The sequence below is a fragment of the Pseudoalteromonas sp. P1-16-1b genome, assembly GCF_001401785.1.
Taxonomy (GTDB): Bacteria; Pseudomonadota; Gammaproteobacteria; order Enterobacterales; family Alteromonadaceae; genus Pseudoalteromonas; species Pseudoalteromonas undina.
In genome coordinates this window covers 124,029-145,049 of the sequence record NZ_LKGQ01000001.1, presented here as the reverse complement: position 1 = coordinate 145,049, position 21,021 = coordinate 124,029, and the positions used below count along the sequence as shown (strand labels likewise).

15 protein-coding genes and 1 pseudogene are annotated in these 21,021 nt (G+C 40.6%); 10 read left to right on the top strand and 6 right to left on the bottom strand.

What is annotated here, in order from left to right; translation table 11 throughout:
* The first annotated feature begins 10 nt into the window (after nt 1-10).
* Together treF and AN392_RS00575 are read left to right on the top strand one after the other, a co-directional pair.
* Complete coding sequence (treF, locus tag AN392_RS00580) at nt 11-1,513, top strand: alpha,alpha-trehalase TreF (protein ID WP_055011506.1); 1,503 nt, start codon at nt 11-13, stop codon at nt 1,511-1,513.
* Nucleotides 1,514-1,624: 111 nt separating this feature from the next.
* Nucleotides 1,625-2,314 (top strand): LuxR C-terminal-related transcriptional regulator, encoded by a 690-nt coding sequence (locus AN392_RS00575; RefSeq protein WP_055011505.1) that lies wholly within the window; start codon nt 1,625-1,627, stop codon nt 2,312-2,314.
* A gap of 32 nt (nt 2,315-2,346) precedes the next feature.
* Here the strand turns inward: AN392_RS00575 and AN392_RS00570 are convergent, their stop codons facing one another.
* From AN392_RS00570 to AN392_RS00555, 4 genes are read right to left on the bottom strand one after another with little or no spacing between them, the layout of a single operon-like run.
* Nucleotides 2,347-3,120, bottom strand: a complete 774-nt coding sequence (locus tag AN392_RS00570) for a CsgG/HfaB family protein (RefSeq protein ID WP_055011504.1) — start codon at nt 3,118-3,120, stop codon at nt 2,347-2,349.
* On the bottom strand, nt 3,120-3,542 hold the full coding sequence (locus tag AN392_RS00565; protein WP_010389317.1) for a curli assembly protein CsgF: 423 nt from the start codon (nt 3,540-3,542) through the stop codon (nt 3,120-3,122). Before AN392_RS00565 ends, AN392_RS00570 begins: the two co-directional genes overlap by 1 nt.
* Nucleotides 3,536-3,928 (bottom strand): curli production assembly/transport protein CsgE, encoded by a 393-nt coding sequence (locus tag AN392_RS00560; RefSeq protein WP_010389316.1) that lies wholly within the window; start codon nt 3,926-3,928, stop codon nt 3,536-3,538. The genes AN392_RS00565 and AN392_RS00560 overlap by 7 nt, the downstream gene beginning before the upstream one ends.
* A 40-nt stretch (nt 3,929-3,968) precedes the next feature.
* Nucleotides 3,969-5,471: a curlin gene (locus AN392_RS00555; protein ID WP_010389315.1), complete on the bottom strand. Its 1,503-nt coding sequence runs from the start codon at nt 5,469-5,471 to the stop codon at nt 3,969-3,971.
* Between the two features lie 572 nt (nt 5,472-6,043).
* On the opposite strand from AN392_RS00555, the gene AN392_RS00550 reads away from it, so the two are divergent.
* From AN392_RS00550 to AN392_RS00535, 4 genes are all read left to right on the top strand, one after another.
* The gene (locus AN392_RS00550; protein ID WP_055011503.1) at nt 6,044-8,548 is read left to right on the top strand and encodes a S8 family serine peptidase; all 2,505 of its coding nucleotides are present in this window, start codon (nt 6,044-6,046) and stop codon (nt 8,546-8,548) included.
* Nucleotides 8,549-8,811: 263 nt separating this feature from the next.
* Nucleotides 8,812-11,985 carry a glycosyl hydrolase family 18 protein gene (locus AN392_RS00545; RefSeq protein WP_055011502.1) on the top strand — a complete coding sequence of 1,058 codons (3,174 nt, stop codon included), beginning with the start codon at nt 8,812-8,814 and terminating at the stop codon, nt 11,983-11,985.
* A gap of 66 nt (nt 11,986-12,051) precedes the next feature.
* A complete protein-coding gene (locus AN392_RS00540; RefSeq protein WP_055011501.1) occupies nt 12,052-13,665 on the top strand; it encodes a lytic polysaccharide monooxygenase in 1,614 nt (537 codons plus the stop codon).
* 65 nt (nt 13,666-13,730) lie between these two features.
* A complete protein-coding gene (locus AN392_RS00535) occupies nt 13,731-16,361 on the top strand; it encodes a glycosyl hydrolase family 18 protein (protein ID WP_055011500.1) in 2,631 nt (876 codons plus the stop codon).
* A 91-nt stretch (nt 16,362-16,452) separates the two neighbouring features.
* On the opposite strand, the gene AN392_RS00530 is transcribed toward AN392_RS00535, so the two are convergent.
* Nucleotides 16,453-16,935, bottom strand: coding sequence for a putative 4-hydroxy-4-methyl-2-oxoglutarate aldolase (locus AN392_RS00530; protein WP_010389309.1), 483 nt, complete (start codon nt 16,933-16,935; stop codon nt 16,453-16,455).
* 366 nt (nt 16,936-17,301) lie between these two features.
* Here AN392_RS00530 and AN392_RS00525 point away from each other — a divergent pair, with 366 nt between their 5' ends.
* A complete protein-coding gene (locus AN392_RS00525; RefSeq protein WP_055011610.1) occupies nt 17,302-18,765 on the top strand; it encodes a carbon starvation protein A in 1,464 nt (487 codons plus the stop codon).
* Between the two features lie 129 nt (nt 18,766-18,894).
* Here the strand turns inward: AN392_RS00525 and AN392_RS00520 are convergent, their stop codons facing one another.
* Nucleotides 18,895-19,413, bottom strand: coding sequence for a TetR/AcrR family transcriptional regulator (locus tag AN392_RS00520; protein ID WP_010389306.1), 519 nt, complete (start codon nt 19,411-19,413; stop codon nt 18,895-18,897).
* 174 nt (nt 19,414-19,587) lie between these two features.
* On the opposite strand from AN392_RS00520, the pseudogene AN392_RS18370 reads away from it, so the two are divergent.
* From AN392_RS18370 to AN392_RS00510, 3 genes and pseudogenes are all read left to right on the top strand, one after another.
* Nucleotides 19,588-19,736, top strand: a pseudogene (locus tag AN392_RS18370) (glutathione S-transferase); the annotation flags it as partial.
* A 48-nt stretch (nt 19,737-19,784) separates the two neighbouring features.
* The gene (locus tag AN392_RS00515) at nt 19,785-20,480 is read left to right on the top strand and encodes a cupin domain-containing protein (RefSeq protein WP_010389303.1); all 696 of its coding nucleotides are present in this window, start codon (nt 19,785-19,787) and stop codon (nt 20,478-20,480) included.
* A gap of 103 nt (nt 20,481-20,583) precedes the next feature.
* Nucleotides 20,584-20,973: an STAS/SEC14 domain-containing protein gene (locus AN392_RS00510; protein ID WP_008468679.1), complete on the top strand. Its 390-nt coding sequence runs from the start codon at nt 20,584-20,586 to the stop codon at nt 20,971-20,973.
* Nucleotides 20,974-21,021: the final 48 nt, after the last annotated feature.

Sequence of the window (21,021 nt, the reverse complement as noted above, 5' to 3'; positions counted from 1 at the left end):
TAGGACAGTTATGAGTTTTTTTAATAGCCAATTATTTAAAGATGTACAAACACAGCACATATTTAGCGACTGTAAAACGTTTGCTGATGCAACCGCGCGTGTTGATTGGCAAAGTGCCTGTATACAGTATGAGCAAATAGCACCCCTTGATAAAACTCAATTAAGAGACTTTGTTGATGCGCATTTTATAACAACGCCTTTATTAACAATGAAAGGGGCTGCAAATACCACCAGTGTAAAAGGCTACATAAACTCACTGTGGAGCGGCCTTCGACGTGAAGCCGATACACCCAAAGCTAATTCTTTACTCGCTTTAAAGCACAGCTATATTGTACCTGGTGGACGTTTTCAAGAAATTTATTATTGGGATAGTTATTTTACTGCGCTGGGTTTAATTGATGCAGATAAAAGTGATGTAGTAGAAGACATGCTACAGAATTTTATAGATTTAATTAATGATTACGGCTGTATTCCCAATGGTAACCGCAGTTATTATTTATCGCGTTCACAACCGCCTATTTTAGCGCTGATGGTTGATCTTTTATGGCAGCACACTCACAGTAAAACACATAATTTAGCTTGGCTTAGATTGTGTGTTGAAGCTTTAAGAAAAGAGCACGCATTTTGGATGCAAGGAGCAGATACACTCGATGATGCGCAAACAAGCGTAAAACGCGTGGTAACAATGCCATGTGGTGGGGTATTAAATCGCTATTGGGATGATGAGGCGGCTCCTCGCGCAGAGTCATTAAGAGAAGACTTAGCGCTTGCATCAGGGTTTAGTGATGATAAAAAACCTGAGTTTTATCGTAATATTCGTGCCGCATGCGAGTCTGGCTGGGATTTTAGCTCGCGCTGGTTAGCCGAGCCAAATTTATTAAGCTCAATTCAAACAACAGATATTGTACCTATAGATCTAAATTGCCTACTGTACAATTTAGAAAATCAGCTTAGTGAATGTTTTAAATTGCTTGGCAATGAGCAACAATCACAAACGTACAGCAACTATGCTGTAAAAAGAAAGTCGCTTATCAATCAATATCTTTGGAGTAGTGAGCAGAGCTTTTTTGTTGACTATAATCATAAGCTATCTAAGCCGTCTGCTATTTTAAGTGCAGCGGCAAGTACCGCGCTTTTTGTTAATTTAGCCTCGCAACAGCAAGCTGAACTGGTTGCAAACGTATTGAGCGAGCAGTTTTTAAAAGCAAGCGGCATTGTAACCACTGTTGTTGATACTCCACAGCAATGGGACAGCCCGAATGGCTGGGCTCCATTACAATGGTTTGCGGTAAAAGGCTTGCGTAATTATGGTATTGAACAATTAGCTACACGCATAATGAAAAACTGGCTAACAATGGTAGAACAAGATTTTATTGAAAATAAATGCTTGCTCGAAAAATATAACGTATGCACACCGCAAAAAAAAGCCAGCGGGGGGGAATATCAAGTACAACAAGGATTTGGTTGGACTAACGGTGTAACATTGCGCTTTTATATGCTCACTAAAAGTTAATTTGCTTTAACTGCTTTATGGGGATTCACTCTGCTAATCTTATACCAAAAGAGCATTGTATTTTGTAGCTGATTTAGGTAATGTGACATAAACGTTTCAGGGATGAAATTTATGTTAAATACAAAATTTGCTTTTATTAAAACAACGTTTAAATCTTCTGCTTATGCAGCTAGCTATACTACGCTTTTAAGTACTTTAAATGCATTATTTAAAGAGATTAAAATGGATGATTCGCTTCCTAAAGCTGGGCAACGTGACAATGTTGAGTTGTTCCTCATCGATGGTGCCGATAAAGATTGGCACTCATTAATTCCTGCCGAATTAATCTGTTTAGCTAAGCAACATAAGGTGATTTTATTTAACGTTGAGCCAAATGCTGTATGTGAGAAAAATTTATTACTAAACCACTTCAATGGTGTTTTTTATAGCTCAGATGCTGCGGAGGATATTTTTAAGGGGCTTGTAAGAATAACCGATGGCGAACTATGGTTTACTCGTAAAGTGATTTCAGGTGCATTCAAAGATATATTAAATGCAGCTTCATCTAACAATTTATTGCACGATGACATAGTACTTAGTAAATCGGATTACGAAAACTTAACCAAACGCGAAAAATCGGTAATCCAATTAATAGCGCAGGGGGCGAGTAACGATAAAATAGCGAACAAGCTCAATATTAGTGATCACACAGTGAAAACTCACCTCTATAGTGCGTTTAAGAAGACTCAATCGCGTAATCGTATAGAGCTTGCAAATTGGGCACAGCGCTACATTTCGGTATTACTTCCATTAGATAATTAAATAAAAAGGCTATATGCATAGCCTTTTATTATTCAAACTTGTTTTTTAGCCCAAAGTCCTCGATCTATACCTTTAGTAATTAAATCAGTAAGCGCTTTTTCTATGGCTTGTGTCACGCAAATACTCATAGGCTCGTTATCACTAAATCCAGCCTCGGCTTCGGCTAAACGTTTGTAACTAACATATCTAAAGAAGCCTGCTCGCATTTCTTGGCTCAATACTTTTTTGCTGGTCGCTACTGATAATAGTACTTGGCCAGTTCTTACATCGACTGCACGTAAATAAATTGAGATTGCATCTTCACGATATAGCTCTGAGGCACCAATACCAAAGTATTCCATTCCTAATCCGCCAGTTTTTACATTGGTATCGTAGCTAATAATGCCACCTTCTAAAATAATCTTAGCGGTGGTTAATGGCGGTAGCTCGCCCTGATTAGGGTTAGTCGCTTGTGCCGCTCTAATAATTTTTCGCTCAGTCAAAATATTTTGCAAACCCTCACGTTCAACCGGCGTAAACCAGTCAGACTCATGTAATGCTTGCACTAGAATAGAGTTTGCACCTTGAGTGACGGCCGTTGAAAACGAGCTAACATTAGTCTGTGGTTTATATTGACCGGTTTGATCGCGAAATGAATAAACCGAAACTGGAATGCTACCCGCAGGTTTAGGTAAGCTTTTTAAATCAGAAAAAACATCTGTTGGCTCTAACGTTACCGCACTTTGTTTTGATGGAGGAATTAAATTACCCATAGTAGAGCAACCACTAAGAGAAAGAGCGATTGTTATTATAATTACTTTATACATTATCCAAACCTCGGAACTTCAATGATCACCACAGAGTCATCAATTATGTTTGTTATTTTTACAGTGATTGTGTCGGTTGTGCTGGTGATGACTTCTATTTGATAATCACCGCTCATAAATATAGAGTCTTGGTTAAAAATACTGTCTTCAATATTTTCGCCAAAGGCCATATCTGTTATTTCTCTAACCATACGGTTTAAGTATGTTCGCTCTAATGAGTCTTGAAATTGCTCAGCGTATCCTTTTTCGACAACCGGTGCTCTATGTTTATTTTGTGCTTGTGCCTTACTAAGTAACATATTGGCATTGAGTGGATTACCGCCAAAGCTCGGGTTAATAGGGGTATAAATAATTTCAGTAGCGGAGACTGAAAAGCTTAAAGTTGTTATTATTGTTAATGCTATTTTTTTCATTTTTACCATCCATTTAATGCCATATCAGGAGAGGAGACTTTCATATTGGAACGCGCCATGGCGTCTATAACTGTGTAAACAGCTTGTTCTACACGTTCATCAAGTGGCTCTAGTCTTCGCCCTAAGTATGTTGCATAAACAACTTGATTATTCATTATTAAGGTTAATTTCGTACCTGCTTTTGGAATGACGGTTTCTTTAATCTCTATATTAAAGCCAGCGGTAGAGGGGAGATCTCGCCAGTAATTAGAAAATTCGTAATAAAACTGATGACCAAAGCGACTAATACTACGATCGAGCAATAAACCATCTATCTCTAGGTCATCAGCAGCCGTTACCACTGGTGAACAAAAGAGTAAAACGGCAAGTAAGTAGGTGTGTTTTGTCTTTATCATAAAGAAAAAAGGGAGAGTCAATCTCCCTCTCATTTATCAATTACATTTGTGTAATTGTTGTTGTATTGCCATCACCCAATTGAGTAACAGAAACAGTGCTATTAAAACCAATAACAGCGCCTTCAACAATATTATCATTACCAGTTTGAGTAACATTAAATGCTACATTTTCACCACCGAGTAAAAATGCTGAATCATCAGTTCCAATAACCCAGTTTCCAATACCTTCTTGTGAAATATCAACGCTATGACCATTTCCTTCAACCATCATATCCACAAGGTTGATGTCGCCATTTTGGGCAATATCAATTTGGTTTGAGTTACTATCTAAGATACCAGCAAGAGTTACGATTGCCTCGTTCTGATTACCAGTTTGGTTAATATCGATATCATTATTGTTAGATGTTAATGCCATATTCGGATAAGAAGACTGAACTAAAATTGCATTCTCATCACCGGCTTGAGTTAGATTAACGTCATTGTCTGAGCCATTAAAGTTAGCTAAATGCGCTGAATTTAAATTTCCCATTTGATTAATATCAAATTCGTTATTTGAGCCTAATACACCCATGTATGCTTCGTTAGATGCGCCATTTTGGTTTGCTTTTAACTCATTATTGTCACCAATAAGTTCTGCAGTAACCATGTTCTCAGTATCAACTTGGGTAATTTCAACTTCATTACCTTGGCCTTCGAACAAAGCCGAATCGGCTACGTTATCAGTACCTTCTTGGTCGATATCAATGCTGTTTTCACTGCCGACTACATCAGTGAAGGCAACCGCATTTGTATTGCCTTCTTGCTCAACGAGAATTTCATTAACATCACCTGAAATATTATTAAAAGTGACCGCATTTCTGTCACCTTCTTGCACAACATCAATTTCGTTATCATTGCCTTGTAGCGAAGTAACTTTAAATGTGTTCCAGAAGCCTGCTTGGCTAAGGTATATTAAATTATCATCACCGGTTAGCATTGATACTTCGGCTTCACTCCATTCACCGCTTTGAAAAGCAGTAATTTCATTGGCATTGCCTTGCATGTCCATGTTGTAAAACCAATGTCCACCAGAGCCTTGCTCTACTTCAACGTAGTTATCATCGCCAGTTACAATATTAATAGCTTCGTTGTTAACTAAAAAGCCTTGACCGTTTTGGCTAACGTAAACATTATTATTATTACCTGTAACCTCTGTTAATGCGCCATTTGCAGTACCATCTTGAAAATAGGCTTGATCGTTATTGTCGCCAACGGTCGTTACTTTAGTGTAATTGCCAAACTGTAATTGAGTAACTTCATTTGTGTTGTTTTCACCAACGGTTTCTACAATCATGGTGTTACTGTCACCGTCTTGCATGAGCACCGCAGTATTATTGTTAAGGACTTGCTCTAAAGTAATTGAGTTTGAATCACTTTGAATTGAAACTTGTGCGCTTAAAGGTGAGGTCGATACATTTTTATCTGCCGTGTTGGCGTGAACAGCAAAGCTTGATCCCATTGCTATTGCAATAGCACAGCTAAGAATTGACTTATTTAGTCTCATTATTATTCTCCTTGAAATACAAAATTAAACACCTTGATTATTTATTGAGTTTTAATAAGGTGTTTGTCGTTACAGCATGCCGTGCTGTGATAATGTGTGATTAACTTTTTTATTCTTAAACGTAAGGTGCGTTTTAATTATGAAAGTAGAAACCGTCTTTTTGTACTTAATAAGTAAATTTACCGTTACCTAATTCATAACTGCTCAATCACTGTATTCTTCAATGAACTTATTTTGAATCATCTTTTTTAATGGTATTTAAAGTACTTTATTTTCAATGTCTTGAAGTGTTATTTTGGGGTTGAATTAAATTTACAGTAAAATCTAGTAAAAAATAATGGGTTAATGGCATGTTAAAGTTTATGGGTTTTGCTCATTAAAATGGATGTTTTTTATGTTTTTATCGCTATATTTCTAGTTAAAAATGATGGTTTTGTACCTTGTTTTGCTTTTTTTACTTGAGTTAGTCGTTATTTAGCCGTTTTCTTAAAGCTTGCCACGTGATTTCTTAAATTCTTAGACGTAAATTTTCTACTTAGTAAAGCTAAGTTAACTTAATTACGGATAAAACGATGAAAACAAAATTATCTATTATTACACTTGCACTTTTACCTTGTTTAGCTGCAGCTAAATTACCTGATGCTAACAGTACAACTCAAAAAGTAACCGCGAGCAGTGACTCGATTATTGTTAAATATAAAAAGAATGCTTCGCCAGAAATGCGTAAGCAAGCTCGTTCGTTAGTTAAAGCAAAAATATCAGATTTAAACAGCGATGAAGTTGATGATAACTTCACTTCGTTATTTTCTGGTCGCCTTGCTAAATTTAAAATATCTGGAATGAGTGCTAAAGAAGCTATTGAGCGCTTAAAATCTCATCAAGCCATTGAGTATGTTGAGCCTGACTATCGTGTGAGCATTGCAGCAACACCAAACGATCCTCGCTTTGAAGATTTATGGGGCTTAAATAATGAAGGCCAAACTGGTGGCACTGCTGATGCTGATATTGATGCACCAGAAGCATGGTCAATTTCAACTGGTAGCCGTGATGTTGTTGTAGGTGTTATTGATACCGGTGTAGATTATAGTCATCCTGATTTAGCTGCGAATGTGTGGGTAAATAGCGGTGAAATTGCTGGCGATGGTATCGATAATGATGGTAACGGTTATGTTGATGACGTGCACGGTATTAACGCGATTACCGATGCTGGCGACCCAATGGATGACGAAGGCCACGGTACACATGTATCAGGTACAATTGGTGCCAGTGGTAACAATGGTGTGGGAATTGTAGGTGTAAACCATGATGTATCTATTGCAGGTTGTAAGTTTTTAGCTGCAGATGGTACAGGTTCTACATCTGGCGCTATTAAATGTATTGACTACATGGTAGGCCTTAAAAACTCAGGTGTTAACCTTCGTGTATTAAACAATAGCTGGGGCGGTGGTGGTTATAGCCAAGCACTTGCTGATGCGATTACTGCCAGTGAAGAAGCTGATATTTTATTTGTAGCTGCTGCTGGTAATGATGCGGTAGACAACGATGTAAACCCTCATTACCCATCTAATTATGAAAATGATAATGTATTATCTATTGCAAGCACAGATAGTCGCGACAATATGTCAGGTTTTTCACAATGGGGTTTAACCAGTGTTGATATGGGCGCGCCAGGTAGTGCGATTTTATCAACCATCCCTGGTGGCGGCTATGCAAGTTACTCTGGTACATCAATGGCAACGCCACATGTAGCCGGTGCTGCTGCACTTGTACTGTCAGTTAATCCTGATTTAACAACACTAGAGCTTAAAGAATTACTTATGTCTAGTGGTGATGCTAATGCGGCATTAAATGGTAAAACGGTTGCAGGTACACGCCTAAATGTAAACCAAGCACTGATTGATGCTGATCCAACTCCTGGGTTTAAATTATCTGTATCGCCTGTTTCTCAGCAAGCAACTGTAGGTGATACAGTCACTTATACCTTTACGATTGGTTCAATTGCACAATGGGATGGCGACGTTTCACTGGCTTTGGCTGCTGATCTTGCTGATGCATCACTAAGCGCAACTACTGCTCGTCCAGGCGATGAAGTTGTACTTACAGTGGCAACTAATAGCGAAACTCAGTGGGGGAATTATGACTTTACTGTAACCGCGACAACAGACGAGCAAGTTAAAGAGCAAACAGTAAGCTTAATGTTGCAACCTGCTGGTTTGAATGACTTTACTTACACTAGTGATGAAAGTGTTGCGATTCCAGATAATTCTCCGGAAGGTGCAAGCTCTGTCATAACAGTGGCCGATGATTTAACTATTTTTGGTACCACTGCTGATGTAGACATTTCGCATACTTGGTCAGGTGATTTAGTACTTACACTTATTTCAGCGCAAGGTAATGAAGTGACACTGCAAAGCAATGAGGGCGGTAGTCAAGATGATATTGTTAAAGCATTTACTTCAAGTGCATTTAACGGGGAAGTTGCAACAGGTGATTGGACACTTCATGTTGAAGATACTGCAGGCTCAGATACCGGCACAATAAATGGTTGGTCACTTACATTTAGTGCTATTGGTGAAGTAAGCCCACAACCTCCTCGCGCTGGTTTTGATGTTGATACGCAAGGCCTTACAGCCACATTTGTAGATACAAGTCGTGATGCAAATGATGATATTTCACAGTGGAGCTGGGACTTTGGTGACGGTGCAACTTCAACTGATGCAAACCCTGTTCATGCCTACGCTGAATCAGGTAGTTATGAAGTTGAACTAACTGTAACAGATAGTGAAAACAACTCAGATACATTCACACAAACAGTTGTTGTAAGTGATGTTGAAATTGAGTTGAGCCTAAAACGCGCTAATAAGTCACGTCTTGATACTATGCGTGTAGAGTTAAACTGGGAAGAAGTGGGTGCTGAGTCACTTAGCTTATACCGAAATGGTGAACTAGTAGGCACCGTATCAGACAATGGTCGTTATCGTGATTACGTTCGTAACGCAACATTACCTGCATACGACTATCAGTTATGTGTTTCTGAAAACGTATGCTCGAATATTATTACGGTTTCATTTAATTAAACAGAACATACATTCCTAATGTAAACCAAGCCCAGTTTTCTGGGCTTTTTTATGCTCGATTGATAAGTGTCATTTATTTGAGCTTAGTATATGAATGGATTTTTATACGTATAAATAACTAGTCTTATATTATTAATTAGTTAATTAATACTTTTTTTTGTTCATTAATTGCACTTTATTTACTTGATATTTACTTTGTTCATGCTAGTTTCATAAATGGAAACTGACAATAGCATTTCTTAACACACTAAGCGGAGGAGCAAATGAGCTCACGGAAAATAATAAAAAATGCCTTCAAATTAAGTGCCTTACCTCTAAGTGCATTTAGTTTAAATGTATACGCATCAACTGATTGCAGTACATTAACGGCATGGGAGTTAGGGCAAACTCATACAGCAGGAAGCCAAGTTAAGGCACAAAATAATGCCTATGAAGCCAAGTGGTGGACACAAGCCAATCCTTTGGAGAATGCAGGTCAATATCAAGACTGGTTACTTTTGGATGTATGTGACAGCGCTGTCAATGATAATCAATCGCCTATAATTACTGAGATAACACCTGGGAATGGTTCTTTATTTAACGATAAAGACAGCGTTGTCATTTTGGCGCAAGCAACTGATTCAGATGGCTCGGTTGCAGGTGTGGAGTTTTTTATAGACGGTACTTCCATTGCGGTTGATAACACTGCGCCGTTTAGTGTTAACTGGCAAGCTATTGCGGGCGAACATCAAATTAGTGCTGTAGCAACAGACGATGAAGGAGCGATGTCTGCTGAAGTTGTTAATACGATAAGTGTAAGTGATTCAGTGATTGTTGACCCTGTTAATCAAGCACCAATTGCCGCTATTTCATTTAGCACGCTACCGGATCAACTGGTTGTTGGTTCGCAGGTGGTGTTTGCACTTTCTGGAACTGATAGTGATGGTCAAGTAACGGCTCTGAGCTTTGCAGCAAACGGGGTGGATGTTCATCAATCAAGCTCACCAGCGAGCAGTTTTGCATGGCAAGCAACGGCACTTGGTCAGGCAACTTTCACACTAACGGTGACAGATAACGACGGTGCAACAGCGCAAGTAACAAAAGTATTAACGGTTGTTGATGAAAATACCGGCCCAGTTACGGGCACTGACTGTCGTCCCCAAGGTTTATATCAAACTCCCGGTGTAAACACGCCTTACTGTACGATTTATGACGCTGATGGCCGTGAGATCATGGGCCCAGATCATCCACGCCGTGTAATTGGATACTTTACTAGCTGGCGTAATGGCGCTAATGGTCAACCCAGTTATTTAGTGAACGATATTCCGTGGGATAAAATCACCCACATCAACTATGCATTTGCCCATGTTGATGCAAACAACAAAGTATCTATTGGCGATCCTACTTCAGTAAATAACCCTGCCACTAATATGGAATGGCCGGGCGTAGTTGGCGCTGAAATGGACCCAGAGTTTAACTACAAAGGTCACTTTAACCTGTTAAACAAATACAAAAAACAACACCCAGATGTAAAAACACTCATATCTGTGGGCGGTTGGGCTGAAACCGGTGGTTACTTTGATGAAACAGGCCGTGTTGCAAGCGGTGGTTTTTACACCATGACCACCAATGCTGATGGTTCAATCAACCATGCAGGTATCAATGCATTTGCACAAAGTGCAGTTGAGTTTATTGAAAAATATGGCTTTGATGGTGTTGATATTGATTACGAATACCCATCATCAATGAATGACTCAGGCCACCCTGATGACTTCCCAATTTCTAATGCACGTCGTGGTGGTTTAAATGCCTCATACCAAGTGCTAATGAAAAAAGTACGTGAAGAGCTAGACCGTGCAGGTGAGGCTGCGGGTAAGCATTATTTACTCACGATTGCATCGCCTTCTTCAGGTTATTTACTGCGCGGTATGGAAACCTTCCAAGCGGTTCAATACCTCGATTATGTAAATATCATGTCTTATGACTTACATGGCGCATGGAACTCGCACGTAGGTCACAACGCGGCATTATTTGATACTGGGTTAGACTCAGAGCTTGCGCAATGGAATGTATACGGCACCAAAGAGTTTGAAGGCATTGGGTATTTAAATACTGATTGGGCTGTGCGTTACTTCCGTGGTGCGATGTCAGCGGGTCGAATTAATATTGGTTTACCTTATTACACCCGTGGTTTTAAGGATGTATCAGGCGGAACAAACGGTTTATGGGGCCAAGCGGCACTACCAAACCAAGCTGATTGTGCTAAAGGTACCGGCGTAGGTGAGAAAAACAAATGCGGTAATGGTGCACTAGGCATTGATAACCTTTGGCATGATAAGAACGATGCAGGCCAAGAAATGCCAGCTGGTTCAAACCCATTATGGCATGTTAAAAACCTTGAAAACGGTATTGTTGGCTCGTATTTAGGCGTGTATGGCTTAACACCTGATACAGACGCTGATGACCGCTTAACGGGTACTTATACTCGTCACTATGACAGCGTTGCCGTTGCACCTTGGTTATGGAACGCAGATAAAAAAGTATTCCTCTCGATAGAAGATGAAGAGTCGATGGCAACAAAGGTTGATTACGTTATCAACAATGGTCTTGGCGGTATTATGTTCTGGGAGCTGGCAGGTGACTTTGACTATAACTCAGCCAAAGGCGAGTACTTCATGGGTTCTACATTAACCTCATTAGCATACGATAAGTTTAATCAAAGCGGTGTTGCATATGATGTACATGGCGGAAATCCAAACTTCACAGTGCCTGCCGAAGCCGTAGATATCACATTTACAGCAAAAGACTTCCCAATTGGTGATGATAATTACCCAATCAGCCCAACGTTTGCATTTACTAATAACTCAAGTCTTGATTTAAGTGGTGCAAAAATTTCATTTGGTGTGCCGGTATCAACTTCCGCTATTTTTAAATCTAACTGGAATGCACAAGAAAAACTGGGCATGGCAGTAGAAGTAAATGGATCGAACGCAGCGGGTAATAATATTGGCGGTTTTGAGAACGAGTTCCACCGTTTCTCAATCACACTGAACAATGAATGGGGCGGTCAGCCAAAAGACTTTAGCGCTGGTGCAACTGTGAATGCACAAGTGATGTACTACATGCCAATCACTGGGCCTAGCAACTTTACCATTGAAAAAGATGGAAAAACTTACGCATTCAAAGCTGAATACCCAATGCTACCAGATGCAACACCGGATGATGGCACGGGCAATCCAGATAACGGAGGAGGTGACCCTGTAGGTATGTGTGAAGGAGTTGATATAGCCACGATACCTGCTTATCCAAACTTTCCTCAAACTGACTGGGCGGGCAACCCAAGCCATGCTGCTGGCGGCGATCTAATGGTGCATAACAATGCAGTGTACAAAGCCAAATGGTGGACAACCTCTGAGCCGGGTGTAACAGCTGATTGGAGCTTAAGTTGTAGCCTGTAATTTACAAAACAATGAGGGGTAAGCCTGAGCTTGCCCCATGTATTGAGTCTTATAAAGGATAAAATAATGGCATCAATTAAACTTAACACGATTACGCTATCTGCAATTACCAGTGGTTTACTACTCAGTACACTAGCACAGCAAGTGCAAGCACATGGTTATATGGATAGCCCTAAAGCACGCCAATCATTTTGCCAAGCAGATGGCGGTTATTGGTGGCCAGAAGACGGCACAAATATTCCTAACCTTGCGTGTCGAGCCGCATATTTAGAATCGGGCACGGTGCAGTTTGTACAAGCCATTGAATTTTCAGTTAATACTCCTGACTATTTAAATCAAACTGCAGTTGAGGCCAATGTACCAAACGGCACTTTATGTGCTGGTGGCGATACAGCCAAACGGGGTATGGATTTACCATCACCACATTGGCAGCGCAGCAATGTAGTGCCCAATGCCAATGGTGATATTCAAATACGTTACCTTGCATCAACCCCTCACAACCCAAGCTTTTGGCAGTTTTACATTACCAAGCCAAGCTTCAATAGCGCAACTGACGTACTAACCTGGCAAGACTTACAGCTAGTGCAAGAGCACGACAACATTGAGGTTGTTAAAGACCCTGATGGTAAACGCTACTACGAAATGAGTGTTGCAATTCCGCAAGACCGTAGCGGCGAGGCCATTTTATATAGCCGTTGGCAACGTAATGATGTGGTTGGTGAAGGCTTTTATAACTGTAGCGACATCAACATAGTAAATGACGCAGGCCCGACTGATCCAAATTCGTGGACTAGCGTCGGTTATTTTGTTCGCCAAGGGCAAAATGCCATTGCAGGCGACATCGTATGGGCGCGATTATTTGACGAAACAGGCCAAGAGGTAATCAACCAACAGCTTAAAATCAATGCCGACAATCAAGCAAATTGGCAACAAGCATTGGCTGAACAACTTAACCTTGATTACGCGCATTTAGTGCAAATTGGGGTGCAAAACCAAGCGGGCGACATTACGTTTGATGCAACCGACGTACTAATAAACCAAGTGTATAGCAGCGATGCAAATTATACCTATGCCTTGAGTGTGCAAGGTGCGCCAACAAACACCGCACCCATTGTACACACCCCAGATAACCTAGTAGTTGATGAAAACACCACAACAGCAATTCATCTGCATGCCTTTGATGATGAGCAAAGTGAGCTAACTTACAGCTGGACAGTACCTACACCGCTAAGCTTTACAGGCTCTGGTGCCAACATCAACTTAACCACTGCAGAGGTATCAGCAAACACCGATTACACCATTGCAGTATCTGTATCGGATGGTCAATTAAGTACCCAAACCAGTTTTAGTGTCACGGTTAACGATGTACCTGTGGTCGATCCGGTTGACCCTGTTGATCCAACAGTACCTGAATGGGACAGCACTCAGATCTATCAAGCAAACGATAAAGCCCGTTTTGCTAACGTGATTTACACCGCTAAATGGTGGAACAAAGGCCAACAACCAGATACCTCAGCGGCATGGGAATCAGCCTCGAAAGCTGACACAGCAGCCACTTGGAATACCAGCAAAGCCTACCAAGCAGGCGCAGAAGTAACGTATCAAGGACAGCGCTATCGCGCTAAATGGTGGACTCAGGGCGATACGCCAGGGCAAGCCAATGTATGGACCAAACTTTAATAAAGCCTAAGTTTTGCAGTTCAAACTTATTAAATAATTACATAAATAATGGATAAGAGAGACCTATGAATATCAAACAACTAAGTGCAGCCATCGGTGTTGCTTTATTTGCAAATACAGCATCTGCTGCGCCTTCAACACCAAGCATTAATTGGGAACCACAGCAATATTCGTTTGTTGAGGTAGATCTTGAGGGAAACGGCTCTTATAAGCAGCTAGTTACCCGTGTTGAACAAGTTAATATCAACATTCAGTGGAGTGCATGGAGTGGTGATGGTGGCGATAGCTACAAAGTCTATTTTGATGACATGCTAGTCAATGAGGGCACGCTTGCTGCTGGTTCTAAAAGTGGCACTATCACATTCCCTTATGATAAAGCGGGCCGCCATACAATGTATGTTGAGCTATGTGAAGGTGGCACAACGTGTGCTCGCAGTGCAGGCAAACCAATTGTAATTGCTGACACCGACGGCGGACACCTAGCACCATTACCCATGGATGTTGACCCAAATAACCGTGACATTGGTATCAAACAAGGTTTAGTTACAGGCGCTTACTTTGTGGAGTGGGGAATTTATGGCCGTGATTATGATGTAACGAATATGCCAGCACAAAATCTGAGCCATATTTTGTATGGCTTTATTCCAATTTGTGGTGAAAACGCATCGTTATCGGGTGGTCCTAAACGTGCACTTGAAACCGCTTGTGCCGGCTCTGCAGATTACGAAGTGGTTATTCACGACCCATGGGCAGCAGTACAAAAAGCACTGCCAGGGGTTGATGCAAAAGATCCTATCCGTGGTACTTACTCTCAGCTAATGGCGCTTAAACAGCGTTACCCAGATATTAAAATTTTACCATCTGTAGGTGGTTGGACGTTATCAGACCCATTCGGTGGCTTTACCAATAAAGCTAACCGCGACATCTTTGTTGCCTCAATGGAAGAATTTTTAAGAACATGGAAATTCTATGATGGTGTAGATATTGACTGGGAATTCCCAGGTGGTGACGGCCCCAACCCAGACATTGGCGATCCAATCAACGATGGCCCAGCCTATGTGGCGCTAATGCAAGAGCTACGCGCTATGCTTGATAAACTAGAAGCAGAAACAGGTCGTACTTACGAGTTAACCTCAGCCATTGGTGCAGGTTACGATAAAATTGAAGATGTAGACTACCAAGCAGCTAGCCAGTATATGGATTACATTTTTGCCATGACCTATGACTTTTATGGTGCATGGAGTAACGTAACCGGACACCAAACAGCACTTTACTGTGGCGAACATATGAGTGTTGGTCAATGTAATGGTACCGGGCTTGATGATAATGGTGAGCCTCGTAAAGGCCCTGCTTATACCACCGATAATGCAGTGCAGCTGTTACTTGCGCAAAATGTAGCATCGAAAAAAATCGTCGTCGGCACAGCTATGTATGGCCGTGGTTGGGAAGGTGTTTACCCGCAAAATGCAGCGATTGATGGTAACCCAATGACTGCCCCTGGTAATGGCCCGTTAAAAGGCTCTACGGCACAAGGCGTATGGGAAGATGGGGTTATTGATTACAAAGGCGTTAAAGCAAATATGATTGGTGCGGCGGGCACCGGTATTAATGGTTTTGAAGTGGGTTATGATGAGCAAGCGCAAGCCGCTTATGTATGGAATCGTGCAACCGGTAAACTAATTACTTATGATAGCCGTAAGTCAGTACTGGCGAAGGGAGCGTATGTTAATCAGTATAATTTAGGTGGTTTATTTGCATGGGAAATAGATGCGGATAATGGTGATATTCTTAATGCTATGCATGATGGTTTAGGAGGAGTAGTTGCTCCGCCAACAAATAAAAAGCCAGTTGTTTCTGTGTCTTCATCAGTGTCTGTTAATTCAGGCGAGAGTATTACAGTAACAGCTTCTGCAACTGATGCAGATAACGATCCACTTAGCTTTAGCTGGAATGCTGATAGCGCACTGGTGGTATCTGGACAAAATAGTGCATCATTAGTCATTACAGCGCCAACAGTGACTGCAGATACACAGTATGTGGCAACTGTTGCGGTATCAGATGGTCAAGCAACTGTTAATCGTGATGTTGTTGTTAATGTTATTGCGCCAACATCAGGAGGCGAAAACACAGCACCGAGCGTTGATGCTATCGCTAATGTCAGCGTTGAAGAGGGCGTATCAGCAAGTGTAGCTGTAGTGGCTAATGATGCTCAAAACGACGCCCTTTCGTATACGTGGACAGTACCAGCAGGCTTAACATTAGTGGGCAGTGATGCAAATGTAACTATTGAGGCTGGCGCTGTAGATACCGATACAGACTTCACAGTGTCTGTTGCAGTCAGTGATGGCGCATTAACCACAACGCAAAGCTTTAGCGTAACAGTTATAAACGTTGATACTACAAATCCACCTACAGGAAGCTGGGATGCGAGTGTTGCATACGTTGGTGGTGATGTCGTTACTTATAACGGCGTTGAATATAAAGCAAAGTGGTGGACTCAAGGCGAGCGTCCTGATTTAGGTGGTGCATGGGAAGCAACAACACAACCTACAGATGGTACGGGTGTCGCAGTTTGGCAGCCAACGGCTATTTATAACAGTGGTGATGAAGTTTCTTATCAAGGTAATAAGTACCAAGCTAAATGGTGGACTCAAGGGAACGAACCTGGCTCAACCGATGTATGGTTAGCACTTTAATTTTAACCTGAGAATTTGGGTTTTAAAAAATCATGTAAATTACAAAAGCAGCTTTCGAGCTGCTTTTTTTGTTAACGACTATTACGAGGGATTAAAACAACGCTTTAGAGCTAATTATTAAGCCGTTTACATCAGCATATACCCAATCACCGGTATTAATTGTGGTGTTTAACATATTAACCGGGTGATCTTTAGCACCTAAACCGCGCTTAGTGGTGCAGCGCGGTGTTGCGCCTAGCGCCATTACAGGTAAATCAAGTGTGGCAAGAATTTCAATATCGCGACAGCAACCATTAATAATTATGCCCTGCCAGCCATTTTTTAGTGCGCGCTCTGCAATCATATCGCCAATAAAGGCAAAACGTTTACTGGCAAAACCATCAACAATCAATACTTTTCCCTCACCGTTTTCATGCAGTATGTTACCAGCAAATGAGTTGTCGTCAGGGCAGGTGACGGTCACTACTTGACCATAAAAGTGAGTTTTATTACCAAAGTGTTGCAAGCCACTGTCAGCAACTTGCACATGGTCGCGATGTTCATCGTATAAATCGGGCGTAGTAAACGGTGTCATTGAGGGTATCCTTGTTTTTTGGCAAAGCCATGTAGGGCAAAGCCATGTAGGGCAAAGGCAGTAAATTTAAAGTAGTAATAATGTTTATCGTAGGCTAATTAATCACTCAGGTGTAGCTATTATTGCAAATTGGCGTATAGATTTTAGTCGCAATATAAGTACTTTTAACGTTTTTTAATGCTGTTTTTATGAGTAACTTAAGCTTTTACTTAGTTTTATTTTTTCGAATAAATTTCATTTTGTAAGCGCATTAGCCAAACGTCTCATTGTTGCGTGGTTTTTCATATGCTACGTTCAATTGTTATTTTAAATTTTGGGCTGCAATACTGTGCCCTATACACACATACAAAAAGAGAAGCGTGCTTTATGATCATCTTTTTTATTTGCCTGACTATTTTAATATTAGGCTATAAGTTTTATAGCCCGTTTGTTGAAAAACAAGCGGGTATGGACTCGACAGTAGACACACCACAGAAGCGTTTTAGCGAAGGTGTTGACTATGTTGCTATTCACCCTGTTCGTGCATTTTTAATTCAGTTTTTGAATATTGCAGGAGTAGGCCCCATATTTGGTCCCATACTTGGCGCCTTGTATGGCCCAGTAGCGCTGGTTTGGATTGTACTTGGTAACGTTTTAGGTGGAGCTGTACACGACTTTTTCTCTGGCGTAATGAGTATTAAAGAAGACGGTAAAAGTTTACCTGAAATTGCAGGCCATTATTACAACGTAGTATTTAAAGGCTTTATGCTTATATTTACTGCTATGTTGTTATTCTTTGTTGGTGTAGTGTTTATTATGAGCCCTGCAGGATTATTGAGTAACTTAGATGCATTTGAAGGCACCATTTTTGCTAGTAATACATTTTGGGTTCTCGCTATTTTAGCTTACTACTTTTTAGCCACGTTATTACCAATCGATAAAATCATCACTAAGTTTTACCCTATTTTTGGCTTGTTAATGATTGTAATGACAGTTGCTATTGCAGTCTCACTGTTAATCAACGCACCCCATTTACCAGTAGCTGGCGACTTTTTAGCGTATTTTGAAGCCGATCATGCCCACGACTTTTTAGCCCCAAATCCTGATGGACTGCCTACTTGGCCGTTGCTATTTATCACCATTACTTGTGGTGCTATTAGTGGTTTTCACTCAACGCAAGCACCTATTATTGCCCGTTGTTTAACTAACGAAAAATATGTACGCCCGGTTTATTATGGCGCGATGATGTGCGAAGGTATTGTAGGTTGTGTTTGGGCGCTTGCTGGTATTGCTGCCTTCCCAGAAGGTTATGCGGGTTTAAAATCGATGCTTGATTTAGGCGGTCCAGGCTTAGTGGTTAACCATATTGCAAACAGCTACTTAGGTGTATTTGGTGGTATTATGGCTATTATTGCTGTTGCTGTTTTCCCTATCACTTCAGGTGATACGGCGTTCCGCTCACTGCGCCTAACAATGGTGGATGCGTTTAGTATTCCGCAAAGTTTACGTAATCGTTTGTTGTTAGCATTGCCAATTTTAACCATTGCTTACTTTATGACTAAGCTCGACTTCTCAGTTATTTGGCGCTACTTCGCGTTTTCAAATATGCTGCTTTCTACCAGTGTTTTATGGCTTGCTACTAAGTATTTATTTGACCGTGGTACATTCCACTGGATTGCTAGTATACCTGCTGTAATTGCTTCAGCTGTGACCTTGTCATACATAATGACTGCGGCAATAGGATTAAACTTATCAAGTGATTTAGGTAAACCAATTGGTGCAGCGGTTGCTGTTGTAGGCTTTATTGTATTGGCTTTTGTGCATTCAAAACATAAAGTGCGTCCAGCTTAAAACTACATAGTTATTAATGCAAAAAGCGAGCTTTATTTAAGCTCGCTTTTTTATGCTTGAACAAGTAGTAATTTAGTTAATAGATTTATCAACTTTCTATCACCAACCACTTATGTTGACTATCTACCGCTAAAAAGTCGCTTGTTCGAAGTAGCTGATATCATCTAGGGTTTTACTAATAATCATTGCCCCTTCTAATAAGCTGACTGTTTGTATTGCCGCCCGAGCAGGATTAAGCTCTCCATTTATTTGATGTGCTTGAGTTAACCAGGCTAAGTTTTTATTAAAAAACCGCTGAACTTCAACCCGCACTTTATCGGGTAGGCTGTCGCTTTCTGCACCGAGTAAGCCACATAAACACATCTTTTTGTCTATCACGAGCGCATTTCTAAATAACTGAGTGTAAATATCGATGGGATTTTTACCGTTTGCTTTATGTACATTCGGATCGCCAAGTACTGCAATAAAGGCATCGGTGTATTGATGCGCGAGTTCAGCGCCTAAATCAGCTTTCGTTGGAAAGTGATAATGCACACTGGCACTTTTTATACCAATCTCAGTAGCAAGTTCTCTAAAGCTAAAGTTGCTATAACCACCCAGTCGCACTTTATTTTCTGCGGCTTGTAGCAGGGCTGCTTTTTTACTCATTTTGATATTTCCTTGCTGTTATCTGAAAAAATTATCAACCAGTAGGTAGTTATTTTCAAGCTCTTTTGTTTTTAGTTTGCAAACATTTAGCGCTTGCTATAAATTACCTATCAGTAGGTAGTTTTTGTTTGCCAATATAAACCAAAGTTGTCGTGAAAAATATAAGAGAGCATTATGAAAATTTATGACGTAGAAAATTACCCAAACCCATTGCAGGCTCGTATTGCACTTGCTGAAAAAAAGCCGACTGATAAAGAAAGTTTGTTGCTGTCGATTTATTAAATGGGGAATACTGCAGTGAGGCATTTTTGGCAAAAAAACCTTAGTCAAGTATTGGCGTTTAGTTATAAATTAATAATTTGGAGTCAAATATGAAAATTGCTGCTGACTTTAGTCAACGTGTGGTGGTGCATAGTGAGTCACTTGAGTGGATAGCTTCGCCCATGCCGGGTGTTGATAGACGTCCACTTGACAGAGTGGGCGACGAGGTTGCTCGTGCCACTAGCATTGTACGTTATGCGCCAAACAGCCACTTTAGCCCACATACACATACCGGCGGTGAAGAGTTTTTAGTACTTGATGGGATATTTCAAGATGAGCATGGTGACTTTCCAAAAGGTACCTATATTCGTAATCCTCCACAATCAAAGCATACTCCTGGCTCAAAAGACGGTTGTATTATTTTTGTAAAACTATGGCAGTTTCAGCCAGAAGATCGCCAGCACGTGTGTATTCACACACAGCAGATGCAAGGGCAGAAAACCCCCGAGTTTAATGACCTAAATGTCATTTTGTTATATCAAGATACGTATGAAACAGTGAGTATTGTACAGTTTAATGCTAATCAATCTTTAACGCTCACGGTGAGTGGTGGCGCTGAGTTGTTGGTTTTGGATGGCACTTTACAAGAACATAACGACACACTTGAAAAACACAGCTGGCTTAGAGTTCCTGTTAATAGCCAAATAAACGCCACCGCGGGTAACAATGGCGCAAGAGTATGGATAAAAACCGGCTATTTAAACGATGTAAAAAACCAAGTTAATCGGTTAAAAAAACATAATTAGCTCAAAAAATAAATCTGCATTAAGTGACTTTTTTGATCTGCTTCAAATAAAAGCTTTTAACTATTGCCTATAATTTAAGCTCTTTTCATTCAAGGGTTGAGTTATGGTTAATTTAACACATGGTTTGTCGATTGGTATTGAGCGCTCAGGCAGTGAGTTTTTCTTAACACTTAAGGCAATTGGTACCTTAACTCACAAAGACTATGAAGTGATCACACCGATGATCGATTCAGCGTTAGGCGAAGTTAAACATCCTATTGTTAATGTATTAATAGATGGCACCGAGTTAGATGGTTGGGAGCTTCGTGCTGCTTGGGACGATTTAAAACTTGGCTTAAAGCACAACAAAGAGTTTAAAAAAATAGCGATTTACGGCAATAAAGAGTGGCAATCAACCATAGCTAAGTTAGGCAGTTGGTTTATGTCGGGTGAAATACAATACTTTGAAAATGCCACTACCGCTCTAGAGTGGTTAAAAACCAATAATGTATGACGCTTAATAAAAAAGGCCAACAGTGGCCTTTTTTGTAAGTATCTTGGT